Annotated in this window: 12 protein-coding genes; 7 read left to right on the top strand and 5 right to left on the bottom strand. The window is 60.1% G+C overall.

Annotated elements, in window-relative coordinates; genetic code table 11:
* Positions 1 to 59 precede the first annotated feature (59 nt).
* From ACA051_RS18715 to ACA051_RS18700, 4 genes are all read right to left on the bottom strand, one after another.
* Positions 60 to 1,625, bottom strand: a complete 1,566-nt coding sequence (locus ACA051_RS18715; protein ID WP_497371369.1) for an amino acid permease — start codon at positions 1,623 to 1,625, stop codon at positions 60 to 62.
* Between the two features lie 133 nt (positions 1,626 to 1,758).
* Positions 1,759 to 2,919, bottom strand: coding sequence for an iron-containing alcohol dehydrogenase (locus tag ACA051_RS18710; protein ID WP_497371367.1), 1,161 nt, complete (start codon positions 2,917 to 2,919; stop codon positions 1,759 to 1,761).
* A gap of 3 nt (positions 2,920 to 2,922) precedes the next feature.
* Positions 2,923 to 4,314: an aldehyde dehydrogenase family protein gene (locus ACA051_RS18705; RefSeq protein ID WP_497371365.1), complete on the bottom strand. Its 1,392-nt coding sequence runs from the start codon at positions 4,312 to 4,314 to the stop codon at positions 2,923 to 2,925.
* A 7-nt stretch (positions 4,315 to 4,321) separates the two neighbouring features.
* Complete coding sequence (locus ACA051_RS18700) at positions 4,322 to 5,695, bottom strand: glutamine synthetase family protein (protein WP_497371363.1); 1,374 nt, start codon at positions 5,693 to 5,695, stop codon at positions 4,322 to 4,324.
* A 359-nt stretch (positions 5,696 to 6,054) separates the two neighbouring features.
* Between ACA051_RS18700 and ACA051_RS18695 the strand changes: the two genes are divergently transcribed.
* The 6 genes from ACA051_RS18695 to ACA051_RS18670 all read left to right on the top strand — a co-directional run bounded on the left by ACA051_RS18695 (position 6,055) and on the right by ACA051_RS18670 (position 14,170).
* On the top strand, positions 6,055 to 7,956 hold the full coding sequence (locus ACA051_RS18695) for a potassium transporter Kup (protein ID WP_497371361.1): 1,902 nt from the start codon (positions 6,055 to 6,057) through the stop codon (positions 7,954 to 7,956).
* Between the two features lie 180 nt (positions 7,957 to 8,136).
* Positions 8,137 to 9,141 carry a helix-turn-helix transcriptional regulator gene (locus ACA051_RS18690; protein WP_497375599.1) on the top strand — a complete coding sequence of 335 codons (1,005 nt, stop codon included), beginning with the start codon at positions 8,137 to 8,139 and terminating at the stop codon, positions 9,139 to 9,141.
* Positions 9,142 to 9,420: 279 nt separating this feature from the next.
* Complete coding sequence (locus ACA051_RS18685; protein WP_497303828.1) at positions 9,421 to 11,292, top strand: amidohydrolase; 1,872 nt, start codon at positions 9,421 to 9,423, stop codon at positions 11,290 to 11,292.
* Between the two features lie 188 nt (positions 11,293 to 11,480).
* On the top strand, positions 11,481 to 12,878 hold the full coding sequence (locus ACA051_RS18680; protein ID WP_497371359.1) for a purine-cytosine permease family protein: 1,398 nt from the start codon (positions 11,481 to 11,483) through the stop codon (positions 12,876 to 12,878).
* A 159-nt stretch (positions 12,879 to 13,037) separates the two neighbouring features.
* Positions 13,038 to 13,691, top strand: coding sequence for a peroxiredoxin (locus ACA051_RS18675; protein ID WP_172790649.1), 654 nt, complete (start codon positions 13,038 to 13,040; stop codon positions 13,689 to 13,691).
* A gap of 20 nt (positions 13,692 to 13,711) precedes the next feature.
* The gene (locus ACA051_RS18670) at positions 13,712 to 14,170 is read left to right on the top strand and encodes a GNAT family N-acetyltransferase (protein ID WP_497303824.1); all 459 of its coding nucleotides are present in this window, start codon (positions 13,712 to 13,714) and stop codon (positions 14,168 to 14,170) included.
* 113 nt (positions 14,171 to 14,283) lie between these two features.
* Here the strand turns inward: ACA051_RS18670 and ACA051_RS18665 are convergent, their stop codons facing one another.
* Positions 14,284 to 15,744 (bottom strand): M15 family metallopeptidase, encoded by a 1,461-nt coding sequence (locus tag ACA051_RS18665; RefSeq protein WP_497371357.1) that lies wholly within the window; start codon positions 15,742 to 15,744, stop codon positions 14,284 to 14,286.
* A gap of 262 nt (positions 15,745 to 16,006) precedes the next feature.
* On the opposite strand from ACA051_RS18665, the gene ACA051_RS18660 reads away from it, so the two are divergent.
* Positions 16,007 to 16,315, top strand: coding sequence for a hypothetical protein (locus ACA051_RS18660; protein WP_497375597.1), 309 nt, complete (start codon positions 16,007 to 16,009; stop codon positions 16,313 to 16,315).
* Positions 16,316 to 16,459: the final 144 nt, after the last annotated feature.

The following is a 16,459-nucleotide window of genomic DNA, read 5'->3' as shown; positions in this document are numbered from 1 at the left end:
GTGCTATTTGTTTTCACAAGAACGGGACGCTTGGCGTCCCGTTTTTTTATGGCGCTGGGTCAGCCTCCGGCGCGTTTGTTTAGCGCCTCTTCCGCTGCAGCAATTTCAGCCTGACGCCTGATGATCACGTCGCCTATCGGCGGTCCCTGGAAACGTCGGGCTTCAAAACCGAACCAGACGATGGCCGTCAGCACCAGAAAACCGATGGTGATGTACAGCGCCCAATCGTTCGGTGGCTGGATGCCGATGACGAAGATGATCACCATCGACAGGATCGAGAGGAGGGCGAACACGGTGAACCAGAAGCGCCCCATGTTCCACGGTCCCATGGTCGGCCACTTCGACGTCCCGTAGGTAAACAGGCCCAGCACGATAGGGATGATGAAGGAGAAGAACAGGAAGATCACCGTGCAGGAGACCACGATGGTGTAGACCGGCGTTTCACCGACCGAGATCACCGACGATCCCCAGACGAACAACACCGCGAGGGTGGCGCCGGTCCAGATTGCGGCCACCGGGCTGCGCAGGGTCGGTGAGACTGAGGCCAACGCTCTGGAGAAGGGCAGGCCGCCGTCACGGGAGAAGGCGAAGATCATGCGTGAGACCGAGGTCACGGTCGCCAGTCCGCAGAGGAATTGCGAGATGAAAATGGCCACGTACAGCGCCGTTTTTACCGTCGGGTTCACTTGCGTGTCCATCGCCCAGAAAAACACGGTCCAGCCATGCTTCGCCGCTTCGTCCATGCTTGGCAGCATCAGGACAAACGAGCAGAGCATGACCCAGCCGAACAGCAACGACCAGACCACCGACATGACCATGCCACGCGGCACGGACAGGGCAGCATTGCGGGTCTCTTCCGAGGTGTGTGCGGAGGCGTCATAGCCGGTGATGGTGTAGATCGGCAAGAGCAGGCCGAGCATGAAGATCCAGCCGTTCGAGACCTGCGGCCAGACGCTGCCGCCCGCTTCGCCGGAGTAGTTGCCAAAGGTCCACAACCGGGCGAATTCATAGCTGGGCGCCGAGATCAGGCAGACGATGGTCAGCGCCAGCGCCGTGGCGAAGATCAGGTACCCCGAGAAGTCGGTGAGTTTCGCGGTCAGGCCAATGCCCAGGTGGTTACACAAGGCTTGTAAACCGGTCAGCATCGCCAGGAAAAACATCCGTGTCGGGATGGTGTCTTCCATGCCCAGTGCCGGTCCGAAGGCGCCGAAAAAGAAGTAGTAAGTGCCGACGTTGATCGCGCCGAGCACGGTCACCAGCCCCAACAGGTTGAACCAGGCCGTCAGCCAGCCGGTGAAGCGGTTACCGAGAATCGAACCCCAATGATAGAGGCCGCCAGCGGTGGGGTAGGCTGAGGAAATCTGCGCCATGGCCATGGCGAAAACCCCGGACATCAGGCAGCCAATGGGCCAGCCGATGCCGATGGCCGCGCCGCCCGCGCCCGAGGTGCCTTGGGCGAGTGAGTTGATGCCACCCGAGAGGATGCAGATGATCGAAAAGGAGATGGCAAAGTTGGAGAAAACGCCCATTCGTCGCGAGAGTTGCTGGGCATAGCCCATGCTGTGCAGCACCTTGACGTCATCGTCGTGCGACGCGTTGGTGCCGGCTTGGCTTGCTGGCTTCATGTTGTGTGCCCCTTCAGGTTTTGATACGCATCCATCCGGATCCCGGATGGGCTGGCTTTCAACCCCTTGTCGTACTGCTCCTTTTCCAACTGGTACACCCTGTCCATGCCCTATGTCTGGACAGGCAACTGCTCTAAATACGGCCGTGATACGCCGCCGCGAAAATGTTTGCCGCGCCTTCCCGGGTCAATGGCAACGGGTTGCCGCCGGCAGAGGGGTCGACAATGGCCATGTCCGCAATAAGGTCAGCCTGTTGCTCATCCACCCCCAACTCGACCAGCGTGTGCGGCACGCCGATGTCTTTGCGGAGCTTCAGGATGAAGGCCAGAAAACTGTCGAAACCGGGCGAGGGCAGGCGCAGATAAGCCGCCAGGCGTGTGATGCGCTCTTCGATGGCCGGGCGATTGAATTGCAATACGTAGGGCATGAAGGTGGCGTTGGTCATGCCGTGATGGGTGTCGTACAGCGCGCCGACTGGATGCGAGAGGGCGTGCATCCCGCCCAGGCCTTTCTGGAATGCGGTAGCGCCCATCGCGGCGGCGGCGAGCATTTGCGCGCGCGCGTCGAGGTCGGACGGGGTGTGGACGGCCCGCACCAGCGCGCTGGCCACCAGGCGTATGCCTTCCACCGCGATGCCGTCGGCCAGCGGGTGAAAACCAGGCGCGCAGTAGGCTTCCAGGCAATGCGCCAAGGCATCCATGCCTGTGCCGGCGGTGACTTTGGCCGGCATGCCGACGGTCAGGGCCGGGTCGCTGATGACCACGCGCGGCATCATTTTCGGGTGGAAGATGATGCGTTTGGTGTGGGTGCGCTCATCGATGATTACCGCCGCACGGCCGACTTCCGAACCGGTGCCCGCTGTCGTCGGCACCGCGATGACCGGGGCGATTTGGCTGGCGTCGGCGCGTGTCCAGTAGTCGCCGATGTCTTCGAAATCCCAGACCGGCCGGGTCTGGCCGCTCATGAAGGCGATGAGCTTGCCCATGTCCAGGCCGCTGCCACCGCCGAAGGCGACCACACCATCGTGTTTGCCGGCGCGCCAGGCATCGAGCCCGCCCGCCAGGTTGGCTTCGACCGGGTTGGGCTTGAGGTCGCAAAACAGCTCGACGCCAAGGCCGGCAGCACGCAAGGAATCCAGCGCCGCCGTGGTGATCGGCGCGCGCCCCAAGCCGCTGTCGGTGACCAGCAACGGTCGCTGGATACCCTGGCTGCGACAGACCTCGGCCAACTCGCTGATGCGGCCGACACCGAAGCGAATGCTCGTGGGGTAGTTCCAGTTCCCGGTCAGGCTCATGGCTCAGATCTCGTGGCGCAAATGGAAGGATTTTGCTCGGGTTAGATGCTCGTAACCCAGGCGCGACAGCGTCACGCCGCGACCGCTGTTCTTCACGCCGGTCCAGGCCAGGGCCGGGTCGAGGTAATCGCAGCGGTTCATGAACACGGTGCCGGTGTCGATCTGGTTACCCAAGTGTTCGGCGGCGGCGAGGTCCTGGGTCCAGATGGACGCGCTGAGCCCGAACTCGCTGTCGTTCATCAAGGCAATGGCTTGGTCATCGCCGGCCACCGGCATGATGCCGACCACGGGACCAAAGCTTTCTTCGTGCATCACCGACATCTGATGGTTGACGTCGACCAGCACCTGCGGCGCGAGGTAGGCGCTGCCCGGTGCGTCGGCGGGAAAGGCCTTCGGATCGATCAGTGCCTTTGCGCCTTTTGCCAGCGCTTCGGCGATTTGGCCGCGTATGAATTCAGCGGCGCCCGGATTCACCATCGGACCGAGGGTGGTGGCTTCATCCAGTGGATCGCCCAACACGTATTGATTCGTCAGTGCGACGAAACGCTCGACAAACGCCGGGTAGATTTTTTCATCGACATAGATGCGCTCGATGGCGCAGCAGCTTTGCCCTGAATTGAAGAAGCTGCCGTCTACCAGGTTTTCCACCGCGTGGTCGAGGTTGGCATCTGCGCGGACGTAGGCTGGGTCTTTGCCGCCGAGTTCCAGGCCCAGGCCGAGGAAGTGTCCTGTGGCGGCGGTTTCCATGGCCTTGCCACCGCCGACCGAACCGGTGAAGTTCACCTGGTGCACGCGGCCGGAGGCAATGATCGCGGCGGTCTGGTCATGATTGAGCAACAGGTTATGGAACAGTCCTTCGGGCAGATTGGCGCGGCGAAACGCTTCGGCGAACCGCTCACCCACCAGCAGCGTTTGCGAGGCGTGTTTGAGGATGACGCTGTTGCCGGCCATCAGCGCCGGAATGATCGTGTTCACTGCCGTCAGATAGGGGTAATTCCAGGGTGCGACGACTAGCACCGTACCGAGTGGCTCACGTTTGATATGCCGTCGAAAACCGTCGACAGGCGTGGGTTCGATGGCTGCCAACGCTTCAGGTGCAATGGCGATCATGTGCCGGGCGCGCTCTTCGAAGCCGCGCAGTTCGCCCGCGCCAAAGCGCACCGGGCGACCCATCTGCCAGGCCAGTTCCGGGACGATTTCAGCCTTCATGGCCAACATCGCGGCCACGGCGGCGCTGCAAAAATCGGCGCGCTCGTTCAGCGGTCGGCGTTTCCATTGCGCCTGGGCCGTTGCGGCAGCCGCCAGCGCCTGATCGATCTGTGCAGTATCGGCGCAGTGACGTTCGGCATAGACCCGGCCATCGACCGGTGAGATGAGTTGAATCATCGAAGTCATGATCGCCTCAATAGCGCTCGAAGCCGCGCTGCAATTCCCAGTCGGTGATGCGGCGGTCGTACTCTTTCTGCTCCCATTCGGCGGTGTGCACGTAGTGGTCGATCACTTCATCACCGAACGCTTCGCGCAACATCGTTGAACCCTGGAGTGCGGCGCAGGCTGCGCGCAGGGTCTTCGACACTTCCGGCAAGTGTTCATCGACGTAGGCATCGCCTTCAAAGGGCGGCGTAAGGGTGAGCTTCTCGTCGATACCGGCCAGCCCCGCAGCGATCAACGCGGCAAAGGCCAGATAAGGGTTGAGGTCGGCGCCGCCGATGCGGCATTCGATGCGGATGGATTTGCTGCTTTCTGCGCACAAACGAAAGCCGGCGGTGCGATTGTCGCGACTCCACACCGCCCGCGTCGGCGCAAACGTGCCGGCCTGGAAACGCTTGTAAGAATTGATATAGGGCGCGAGAAAGCAGGTGATGTCGTTGGCATATTTAAGCTGCCCGGCCACCCACGCGCGCATCAGTTTCGACATGCCGAACTCGGCCTTGGCGTCGAAGAACAGCGGTTTTTTGCCGTTTTTGTCCCACAACGAATTGTGGATGTGGCTGCTGGAACCGGCGGCGTCATAACGCCACTTGGCCATGAATGTGATCGCCTTGCCTTGCAGCTGCGCGATCTCTTTGCAGGCGTGCTTGATGATGACGTGGTGGTCGGCCATGGTCAGCGCATCGGCGTAACGGATGTTGATCTCTTCCTGGCCCGGGCCCCATTCACCCTTGGAGTTTTCCACGGGAATGCCGGAGGCCTGCAAATGCTTGCGAATCGCCCGCAGCACCGGCTCTTCGCGGGTGGTCTGCAGGATGTTGTAATCCTCGATGTAGTGGCCGGCGGTCTTTGGCTTGTGGTAGTTGCGCTTGTGGATAGCCTCGTAGCTTTCGTCGAACAGATAGAACTCAAGCTCCGAGGCGAACATGCCGGTGTAGCCGCGTTCGCGCAGTCGCTCGATCTGCTTTTTCAGGATCGCCCGCGGGCTGTGCGGCAGGTCGCGTCGATGGTGATGATCGAGCACATCACACAGCACCAGCGCCGTGCATTCCAGCCAGGGCACCCGTCGCAAGGTCGACATATCAGGCTTGAGAACAAAGTCGCCGTAGCCTTTGCTCCAGCTGGCGGCGGCGTAACCCGGCACGGGTTCCATGTCGATATCGTCGGCCAGCAGGTAATTGCAGCAGTGGGTTTCTTCATGGCCGCTGTCGATGAAAAACTCGACCTGGAATCGCTTGCCGACCAGTCGGCCTTGCATGTCGACCATGCACACGAGCACGGTATCGATCTCGCCGGAGGCGGCAGCACGCTTGAGTTGATCAAAACTGAGGAGGGGCTCGGTCATCACGTAGTCCTGCGTGAATAGGTTGGGCCTGTCTGAAATAGCTGTTGCAGACGCTCTCCAGAACAACCCAAAACCTGCAGACGCGAGCATCGTGTGCAATAAGCTGCTCTAAGCTTAGCTTACGGTTGCTGAACGCAAGTTTTCTCGCGCACGTACCGACGTCTCGAACTGCAGCCCCCGGATTCCCTGGCTGCCGTAAAAATTTTTACGCTTTCTTTACGGTCGGTGTTTTTGCCCGCAACGATACTGGGCGCGATTTTTTTGATCGTCCATGCGCCTTGCTTTTCCAATGGCCCTGACAAACTGTATTGCCCAAGGATGGGATGCACTTCCTCCCCGCAATTTGAGAGAAGCGACCCTTGAGTGAGACAGCAACCGTTGCACACGAAGACTCCCCATCCAAAACCTCTGGAGTGGGCTTGCTCGTCGCCGCTGTCGGGGTGGTTTACGGGGACATTGGCACCAGCCCCCTCTACACGCTGAAAGAAGTATTTTCCGGCCACTACGGCGTCCAGGTAAACCACGACGGCGTGCTAGGCATTCTGTCGTTGATCTTTTGGTCGCTGATCTGGGTCGTCTCGATCAAATACGTACTGTTCATCCTGCGTGCCAACAACCAGGGGGAAGGCGGCATCATGGCGTTGACGGCCTTAGCCCGTCGTGCGGCCGCACCTTATCCGCACATGAGCAAGGTCCTGGTGTTGCTCGGCCTGTTCGGTGCGGCACTTTTTTACGGGGACAGCATGATCACCCCGGCCATCTCGGTGCTCTCTGCGGTTGAAGGGCTTCAGCTGGCGTTTGACGGGATAGAGCACTGGGTCGTGCCCTTGTCAGTGGTCGTGTTGGTGGCGCTGTTCTTGATACAGAAACATGGCACGGCTCGAATAGGCATCCTGTTCGGCCCTGTCATGGTGCTGTGGTTTGTGGTGTTGGGTGCACTCGGTGTCTACGGTATTTTGCAGCGCCCCGAAGTCCTGCAAGCGCTTAACCCCGCTTGGGCCGTGCAATTTTTCGTGGTTCATCCTGGCATGGGTGTAGCGATTTTGGGCGCTGTGGTGTTGGCACTGACCGGTGCTGAGGCGCTGTATGCCGACATGGGCCACTTTGGTCGCAAACCGATTTCCCGTGCCTGGTTCATTCTGGTGTTGCCAGGGTTGGTACTCAATTATTTTGGCCAGGGTGCGCTGATCCTGGAGAACCCGGAGGCTGTGCGCAATCCGTTCTATCTGCTCGCGCCGAGCTGGGCACTGCTGCCGATGGTCGCGCTCTCCACGCTGGCAACCATCATCGCGTCTCAAGCCGTGATCTCTGGTGCTTTTTCCCTGACGCGCCAGGCCATCCAGTTAGGGTACGTCCCTCGCATGTTCATCCAGCACACTTCGAGCCAGGAGCAGGGGCAAATTTACATCGGCACGGTTAACTGGGCGTTGATGGTCGGTGTTGTGCTGCTGGTGATCGGCTTCGAGTCGTCCAGTGCCTTGGCCGCTGCCTATGGGGTCGCTGTGACGGGCACCATGTTGATCACCACCATTCTGTCTTCGGCGGTCGTCCTGCTCCTCTGGAAAACGCCGCGCTGGCTGGCCATCCCGATGCTGCTCGGATTTTTGCTGGTAGACGGTCTGTACTTCGCCGCCAATGCGCCGAAGATTTTTCAGGGCGGTGCGTTTCCGGTGATCGCCGGCATTGGCCTGTTCATCTTGATGACCACCTGGAAGCGAGGGCGAAAAATCATCGTCGAGCGGTTGGACGAGACCGCGCTGCCTCTGCCGTTGTTCATCAGCAGCATTCGTTCACAGCCGCCGCATCGGGTGCAGGGTACGGCGGTTTTTCTGACGGCCAGGGCCGATGCGGTTCCGCATGCGCTACTGCACAATCTGCTGCATAACCAGGTTTTGCACGAGCAGGTGGTATTGCTAACCGTGGTGTCCGAAGACAGTCCTAGGGTGACTGCCGATCGACGCTTTGAGGTTGAAGCCTATGGCGAAGGGTTCTTCCGGGTCAGTCTGCACTTCGGTTTCATGGAGGAGCCCGATGTACCGATGGCCTTGAGTCTTTGTCACTTGAATGAGCTGGATTTCAGCCCGATGCGCACGACCTATTTCCTCAGTCGGGAGACGGTGATCCCTACCAAGCGCATTGGTATGGCGCGCTGGCGAGAAAGTCTGTTTGCGTTCCTGCTGAAAAACGCCAACAGCAACCTGAAGTATTTCAGATTGCCGCTAAACAGGGTGATTGAACTGGGGACTCAGGTGGAGATGTAAGGACAAACAAGGAAGCGAACGTGGACAGCTCACTCACAGAGTTTCTGTGAGTGTCTTGAGGTGCTGAATGAGCTGACCATTGGCACGCAACTGTACAACCTGAGCAGCTCGCTGGACGCTATTACCCGGCCTATGGCATCGTCGAAAAAATACGTCGCACAGCGAACAGGATCAAAGACGATGGAGGAGGGTGATGAGGTCGTTGCCAATTCGGCAATGGCAACGCTAAAGGCATTCAATCTTTGCGTGCTGCACCTTGGTCGGCTTGCTCGAGAGCGTGGCTCATCCCAGTTCATCGCGGAAGGCCTGCAAGCGTTCCGCCAGCTGGTGCCCTTTGCGTCGGCGTGGTGGGGCGAGATGTCCGCGTCAGCCGTCAACGCGCCCCCTAAAAGCTGGATGCACGGGCGCATCAATCTGCCCGAATCGTTTGCCGCCGAATGGCACAAAAGTGCGGGCCGCGACAAGTTCTCCCATGACACTTTGAGTCAACCCGGTGCGGTCGTGCGCGACAGCGGGTTCACCGACCCCGATGAAGCAGTGGACGCTTTCGCTCGGCGCCACGACCTCTACCACCCGATGTGCATTACCTTCGAGTTGCCCGAAAGCGGTTTGATGTTCTTCGTGTGTCTCTACCGTGGCATTGATGCTGCGGCGTTCAACGACAGCGAGGCCGCATTGTTTTCGGCCTTCTGCGACCACCTGTTGCAGTTGTGGCGGTTCCAGGTGCAAGACATGATTCGCATCGACACGGGCAACGGCGCGACCGACTTCGGCGTGGCGCGCATGGACGGCAGTCTGCTGTACGTGGGCGCAAGCCTGTGCGCCGCCATTCAGCGCGAGTTGCCCGGGTGGAGCGGTTCGATGCTGCCGGCCGAGGTGATTGCGCAACTGCAAAAGGCGCCATGCGTGATGCGGCTGGGTCGTTGTGCGCTGACACTGAGTCCGAACGCGGAGCATGTGATTCTCTCGCTCGAGGCGCAGTCACGCGCGGCAGTACTTGCGCCACGGGAGCGGACGGCGGCGATGCTGTTTGCCGCCGGTCATTCCTATAAAGAAATTGCAAAGATCCTGACCTTGAGCCCGGCGACAGTGCGCACCTATCTGCGCAACTGCTACTTGCAGCTTGGCGTGAAAAGCAAGGTGGAACTAGGGTCTGTCCTGCGGGACGCAACGCGCCGCGATTAACTCCACAAATCTCTCCAACTAAATGCTCATCCCCTGTAGGAGTGAGCCTGCTCGCGATGAGGGCGTGTCAGTCGACATCAATGTTGCCTGATAAACCGCCATCGCGAGCAGGCTCGCTCCTACAAGAGGCAATTGTGGCAGGGCTATTTGTGTTGCCCCTCCTCATTTGTGGAGGTCCCGCAGGCGGCCGCGCTCTATAGGGTATGCCCTGCAGATCAGGGGCTTGCACGGCAGTCTGCCCGGGCCACTTCCAAAACTATAAAAACAGAGGTGAGGCAGTTGAAATTTTCCAGGCTGTTTATTGCGATTGCGACCACTACGACACTTTCTTCCATGGTGCTGGTGGGGTGTCAGACCCAGGGCTCGACGCCTGCCGACAGGGTGATGCGCAACGGCTACATCTACACCGTCGATGGCCAGAACTCCGTGCAGCAGGCGATTGCCGTGACGGGCGGGAAGATCGTCTATGTCGGCAGCGACGAAGGGGTTGCCTCGTACATCGGCAAGCAGACCCAACTGATCGATCTGGCCGGGCGCATGCTGATGCCGGGCTTCATTGATGCGCACATGCACCCGGGGGACGGCGGCCGCGCGATGACCTTGTGCGACCTGAAATACCAGACAATGACGCGCAAGGTGTTCCAGGAAACCATTCAAGCGTGCCTGGACGCCGACAAGGACAAAGGCCCCGATGTCTGGCTCGAAGTGGGCAGCTGGGATCGCATGGGCATGGACGGACTCGACGGCGACCCGGACAAATCGACGCTGGACGCGCTCAGGACCCAGCGTCCGATCCAGGTCCGTTCCACCGACTTCCATACCGTGCTGACCAACTCCCGCGGCCTGGCAGTGGCCGGCATCAACAAGCACACAGCCAATCCGAGCGATGGCAAATACGTGCGCGACAGCGCCGGCAACCCGACCGGTATCTGCGAAGATGGTGCAGCCGAAGCCATGGCCGCCGTGGTGCCGCCCGCCACCGACGCCGAAAAACTCAACCAGACCCGCGCGGCGCTCGACGCCATGCGCCAACAAGGCATCACCAGTTTCTTCGATGCCTTGTCCGGGCCCGAAAATGGCAAAGCGTTCACTAGCCTGCAGCAGTCGGGCGAGCTGACCGCCCGGGCCTTGCTGGCGATCAAACTGGACCCGGCCGCCGCCGCGGCAGACCCGACAAAAACCATCGCCGACGCCAAGGCATTGGCCACGACTTACGACCAGGGTGAAGCCAAGCCCGCGCCGGGCGTGAGCATGCGCCACGTCAAATTGTTCATGGACGGCATCATCAATGCGCCGGCAGATACGGGGGCCATGCTGACGCCGTATTTGCGCAATGCCGGCACCGAAAAGGCGCCGAAGTGGGCACCTGGCACCAACGTCGGTGAGCTGTACTTCCCGCCGCAAGTGCTCAAGCCGCTGCTGTTGCAAGCCGTGCAGGCCGGCCTCGACCCGCACCTTCACGCCACCGGGGACCGGGCAGTGCGCGACTCACTGAACGGCATCGAATACGTGCGCCAGCAATTGCCCGGCAATGGTTTTCGCCCGGCCATCACTCACAACGAGTCCGTCGACCCTGCCGACTATTCACGCTTCAAGGCGCTCGACGTGACCGCCAACATGTCTTTCCAATGGGCCCAGCAGGCACCGTCCACAATCGACGGCACCAGCGACCACCTGGGTACCCAGCGGTTCGCCCGCATGGAACCCTCGGGCAGCATCGCCCGTGCTGGCGGGCGCGTGGCGTATGGCAGCGACTGGCCCGTCGACCCGCTCGACGAGTTCCTGGCGCTGAAGATCGGCGTCACCCGCTCAGGCGACCCGCAAAACCCCCACAGCTACGGCCCCAAGTACGCTGGCCGGCTGAATGCCGACCCGGCGCTGTCGCGCACGGAGGTGCTGCGCACCATCACCCTCAACGCCGCCGAGCAGCTGAAACTGGACGCGGTGGTCGGCTCGATCGAAGTGGGCAAGTTCGCTGACCTGATCGTCCTCGACAAGAACTTCATGCAGGTGCCTGAGGAAGAACTGGCTCGCAATAACGTGCTGCTGACAATGGTCGGCGGCAAGGTCGTGTGGGCGAAGGCGCCGTTTGTGGGGCTTGAGCAGCGGCCGGCTCAAGTCGCTGCATTGAATGCTGAACAACAAAAATAGAAATACCGTCAGCCCCAATGTCAGACAGGTAAACGCAGTCCAGGTGGGAGCGGGCTTGCTCGCGAAAGCGGTGGGTCAGCTTGCATCAATGTTGAATATGCAACCGCCTTCGCGAGCAAGCCCGCTCCCACAGGGATCGCCTTTAACCGCTGGCCATTGGCGTCTACCAATAACAAGAGAACACCGTAATGACCCAACAACGAAGTCCCCTGATCGAGACCCGTTCGATCGATTACATCCCCGAGGCCGAGCGTCATGGCAGCCTCTACAGCCAGTTCACCCTGTGGCTCGGCGCCAACCTGCAGATCACGGCCATCGTCACCGGCGCGCTCGCCGTGGTGCTGGGCGGTGACGTGTTCTGGTCACTCATCGGCTTGCTGATCGGCCAGGTGCTCGGCGGTGCGGTCGTTGCCTTGCACGCCGCCCAAGGGCCGAAACTCGGGCTGCCGCAGATGATCTCCAGTCGTGTGCAGTTCGGGGTTTATGGGGCGGCCATTCCGATTGTCCTGGTGTGCCTGATGTACCTCGGCTTCAGCGCGACCGGCGCGGTACTGTCGGGGCAGGCCATTGCCCAGTTGATCCATGTCAGCGACAGCGCCGGCATCCTGATTTTCGCCGCCTGCATCGCGTTTCTGACGATCTTCGGCTATCGGGTCATCCACTTGGTCGGACGGGTGGCCAGCGTGCTGGGCATCATTGCCTTCGCCTACCTGTTTACCCGGCTGATGACGCTCAACGATATCGGCTTGTTGCTGGAAAACCGTCATTTCGGCTGGAGCACGTTCCTGCTGGCCGTGTCGCTGTCTGCGTCCTGGCAAATCGCCTTTGGCCCTTATGTGGCCGACTACTCACGTTACTTGCCGAGCAAAACCTCGTCCTGGAAGACCTTTGCTGCCGTGGGCCTGGGCACGGTGCTCGGCGCGCAGGCTTCCATGGTGCTGGGCGTGTTCGCCGCCGCATTGGCCGGCGCGAATTTTCGCGGTCATGAAGTGGCGACCATCGTTGGCCTGGGCAGTACCGGGGTGATGGCCTCGCTGCTGTATTTGAGCGTGGTGTTCGGCAAGGTCACGGTATCGACGCTCAACGCTTATGGCAGCTTCATGTGCGTGGCCACGATCATCAGTGGCTTTCGCAGCCGTCTCGAGATCACCGCCCGCCAGCGCATGGTGTTTGTGCTGCTGATTGTCGCGGCGTCCACCACGTTGGCGCTGCTCGGGCAGTACTCGTTTCTGAACTCGTTCAAGTACTTCATCCTGTTTCTGCTGACCTTCTTCACGCCGTGGAGCGCGATCAACCTGGTGGATTACTACTTCATCAACAAAGAGCGCTATGACATTGCGGCGCTGTCCGATCCGGCGGGCCGTTATGGTCGCTGGAACGTGCGCGGGATCAGCGTGTATGTCGTCGGTGTGTTGATCCAGTTGCCTTTCGTCGACACGCATTTCTACTCCGGGCCGATGGTCGCGCAGCTCGGCGGTGTTGATATTTCCTGGATCGTGGGGCTGGTGGTGCCGGGCATTTTCTACTACCTGCTGGCGAGAACATCAGCGCTGGCGGTGTTGCCTGAGCAGCATTCAAAGGCCTGAATCAACGACTTACAAAGTGAATGCGCCGGTCACCGGCAGGTCTTGAAGCGTCTCCTATACTGATGCGCGTTGACCGGTTCAACACAGATCCCGAATGCCGTTGGAACAGCGACTCGCGTTCCGACGGCTTCCCTACGCACTCACAATCAGGAGAACGATATGACCATCCGCATTGGCGACGAAGCACCGGACTTTACCGTCGAAAGCACCGAAGGCACGCTGCATTTCCATGAGTGGATCGGCGACAAGTGGGCGATCCTGTTCTCGCACCCCAAGGACTTCACCCCGGTGTGCACCACTGAACTCGGTTATATGGCTGGGCTCAAGCCAGAGTTCGACAAACGCAACACCAAGGTCGTGGGGCTCAGCGTCGACCCCGTCAGTAATCATGCGAGCTGGGCCAAAGACATCGAAGAAACCCAGGGGCATGCGGTCAACTACCCCATGATCGGCGACGAAAACCTGGTGGTGGCCAAGCTCTACGACATGATCCATCCGAATGCCAGCGGCGGCGCACGCACGGCCGTGGACAACGCCACGGTGCGTTCCGTGTTCATCATCGGGCCGGACAAAAAGGTCAAGGCGATGCTCATCTACCCGATGAGTGCCGGGCGCAACTTTGATGAGGTATTGCGTCTGCTCGATGCGCTGCAACTGAACGCCAAGCACACCGTTGCCACGCCGGTGAACTGGCGTCCGGGCGAGGACGTGATCATTCCGACTTCCGTCTCCGATGAAGACGCGAAGAAGAAATACCCGGAGGGTTTCAAGACGGTGAAACCTTATTTGCGCACGGTGGCGCAACCTAAGTAATCCATACGGAGACTCCAGGCATGGCCGTTCAAGTCTTGCGCGTCGAGGCAACGCACATCGACACAATCGCCAATCTCTTTGACGCTTATCGAGGCTTCTACGGCCAGCCCTCGAACCTCCAACAGTCCCGGGACTTCATCGCCGAACGCATTGCCCGGGATGAATCCGTCATTTTTTTCGCATCGGACGTCACCGGTGATGCGCTGGGATTCGTCCAGCTGTACCCAACGTTTTCCTCCATCGACGCCCACCGAACCTGGTTGCTCAGCGACCTGTTCACCACCCCCGAGGCCCGGGGGCAAGGCGTGGGGAGGATGCTGATGAACGCTGCCCGAGCTTTTGCGCTGTCGACTGGCGCCAAGGGCATGGTGTTGGAAACCGCCACGGATAATTTCGGCGCTCAGCGGTTGTATGAGTCGTTGGGTTACGTGCGCGACCCGGGTTACTACACCTACTGCCTCGATTTGAAGCAGGGCTGACCAAGGCCTGGCGAACACCCTTATCAGCAACACCAACGTCTCGGCAGCTGCTACAAGGCCCCGCGCTTACCCCGCTTGAACGTGGTTATCCAGCATTCGATTCACCTGTTACATCAACGCAGCGGCAACTTCCACCGCTCGCGCCATTGCTCATATTCCCCCTCAGGCATCTGCACCAACGCCGGAGATTCACGAGGATCCAGCCACTCGAACAACCGCGAAATATCCGCCTGATCCATCGCCGTACACCCCAACGTAGGCGAGGCAGGCCCGCGCCAGATATGGAAAAAGATGCACGAACCTGAACCCGGCGACGCCGGCGTGTTGTGCTCGATAAAGATCCCGTTGCGATACCCAACCTCTTTGCGCATTTGCTCGGAGCTGTTCCAGTCCTTGGCGATCGCCGCGCCGTCGACCAGTTCGTTGTAGCGTTCGGATTTGCTGTCATCCACGCATTCAGTGGTCGATGTCAGCGCGAGATAAGGCAGTTTTGTGTCGGCTGTCGTGTCGTAACCAAACGCAGTCCCGAGTTTGAAGATCCCGGCAGGCGCTTTTCCATCGCCTTCACGTTTGACCGGCCCTTCTACTGACTCAACGTTGCCCAAACCCTTACCCCACGCCATTCCGTTCTTGCCAACCACCACCGCAAACCCATCACCGACTTTTCGAAAGCTTCCTTCAACACGCTCATAGCGCTGGGCGATGCCCTGAATGTCATCCCAGTTTTTTGCGGTGACCACAATCAGCTGGTGGCTGGTGTCCAGCACCTCGCTGGCACTCAGCGGCGTAATGGGAAAATCCATCACGTTCTTCGGCGCGCCCTCACCAGCAAAAGTGAAGTGCCACCACTCTTTCGAGTAACCGGCAAAACCCTCTTTCTCCATGGCGCTGCTGAGTCGCTGACGGTTCTCTTTTGCGGTTGCATTGATGGTCGGATTGGCGGTATGCGCGCGCTCATCGAAGCAATCGAACCCGGTGCCCATGTCGAGTGCGCCGTCGTGCCAGCGCTGGGCATAAGGCGCGGTGCAATCGACTTGTGCGGCCTTGGGTGTCCAGGTATCGGCGGGTAGAGCCTTGGGACCGATGAGTGTCAGGTCCACGGTTGAGCCTCTGGAGTGATTCGACACCCGCGCCACATAACCCAGGCGCCAGAAGTCCTGTTTGTCCACGCGCGGATAGAACTCGGCTTTGAGCGGGTCTCCCGGCTCAGTCGCGAAACGGCCCATATCGGCCACCGCACGGCCGGGGCGATAGCAGTCGAACACCTTCAAACCGTAGCCTTGCTTTTTAAGTGCCTGTTGCACCCGGGCGAGGGCCTGAGCAGTCTCCGGCGACAGCATGCACTCGGCAGCGGCGTAACCGTCGAGGGGATGCCCGGTGAAGTTGTGGGCGCTGGCGTAGCGGATGTCTTGTTCGATGGTTGGATCAATCGTGCGCAGGTAGACCATGTTTTCGGGTCTTGGCTCGGCACTGGCGAAGCCTGGAAGGATGACGCTCAGCAACAGCAGTGATCGCAGCCATGACCGGGCTGGCAGGCTGTGGGGTTGAACCGGAAATAGTAGCGAGGGGGGCATACGAACCTTCAGGTTTAAGCGCATGAAGTTGTTGTCGAGTCCGGAGGACACTTCAAACGGATCTTAAACCATGACTGCCGGTGTCTGGCTGATTCATGTCTGGGCGCAGGCATTACGACCGAAAGCGCAAAGGCGCCCGCGATGCTGTCGCGGGGGGCGCAAAAAAGGCATTTTGCTGGCCCCGAAGCGTTCAGGTTGTCGTCAAAATCACTTCACTTTCAGGTGGTTAGGCGGAATGCAATTGCGAAGTGTATTTGTCACGATGATCTCGTTTGCCCTGGCCTGCGTTGCAGCCTCTGCCCATGCCAGGGAGCTGGCGTCCAATGATCGCTACATGTGCAGCTGGGGGGCGGGCACGGCGGCGAGGGCCCAGGAACTCAAGCTGGCCGGGGTCTCTCTGTATGCCGCCCGGCAGAAGATACAGGCCTACAAATTCAGCAAGGCGTGGATGCGCATGATGGCGATGGGCATCACCGAGCAGACCTACGACAGCCAGTCGCGCTACAAACCGGCGGATGTCCGGCAGAGTTTTTATGACGAGTGCGTGCGGTACAAATTGGCGCGCAAGTGATAGAAACAGGACCCAAGCCTGATGCCGAGCCAAGGCAGTAACTGGACGTGTAGGAGCCAGGCTTGCCGGCGAAAGCGATCTTGAATACGCCTTCGCCGGCAAGCCTGGCTCCTACAAAAAGCAATTCAAACACCCGGCATGTTG

It is taken from the genome of Pseudomonas sp. LBUM1669 (assembly GCF_059695705.1).
This window is presented reverse-complemented; position numbering and strand designations above follow the sequence as displayed.

Bases quoted from the DNA above. Each gene is read 5' to 3' on its own strand.
- ACA051_RS18715 (WP_497371369.1), bottom strand. From the start codon at position 1,625: ATGAAGCCAGCAAGCCAAGCCGGCACCAACGCGTCGCACGACGATGAC.
- ACA051_RS18710 (WP_497371367.1), bottom strand. From the start codon at position 2,919: ATGAGCCTGACCGGGAACTGGAACTACCCCACGAGCATTCGCTTCGGT.
- ACA051_RS18705 (WP_497371365.1), bottom strand. From the start codon at position 4,314: ATGACTTCGATGATTCAACTCATCTCACCGGTCGATGGCCGGGTCTAT.
- ACA051_RS18700 (WP_497371363.1), bottom strand. From the start codon at position 5,695: ATGACCGAGCCCCTCCTCAGTTTTGATCAACTCAAGCGTGCTGCCGCC.
- ACA051_RS18690 (WP_497375599.1), top strand. From the start codon at position 8,137: ATGGAGGAGGGTGATGAGGTCGTTGCCAATTCGGCAATGGCAACGCTA.
- ACA051_RS18680 (WP_497371359.1), top strand. From the start codon at position 11,481: ATGACCCAACAACGAAGTCCCCTGATCGAGACCCGTTCGATCGATTAC.
- ACA051_RS18675 (WP_172790649.1), top strand. From the start codon at position 13,038: ATGACCATCCGCATTGGCGACGAAGCACCGGACTTTACCGTCGAAAGC.
- ACA051_RS18670 (WP_497303824.1), top strand. From the start codon at position 13,712: ATGGCCGTTCAAGTCTTGCGCGTCGAGGCAACGCACATCGACACAATC.
- ACA051_RS18665 (WP_497371357.1), bottom strand. From the start codon at position 15,744: ATGCCCCCCTCGCTACTATTTCCGGTTCAACCCCACAGCCTGCCAGCC.
- ACA051_RS18660 (WP_497375597.1), top strand. From the start codon at position 16,007: ATGATCTCGTTTGCCCTGGCCTGCGTTGCAGCCTCTGCCCATGCCAGG.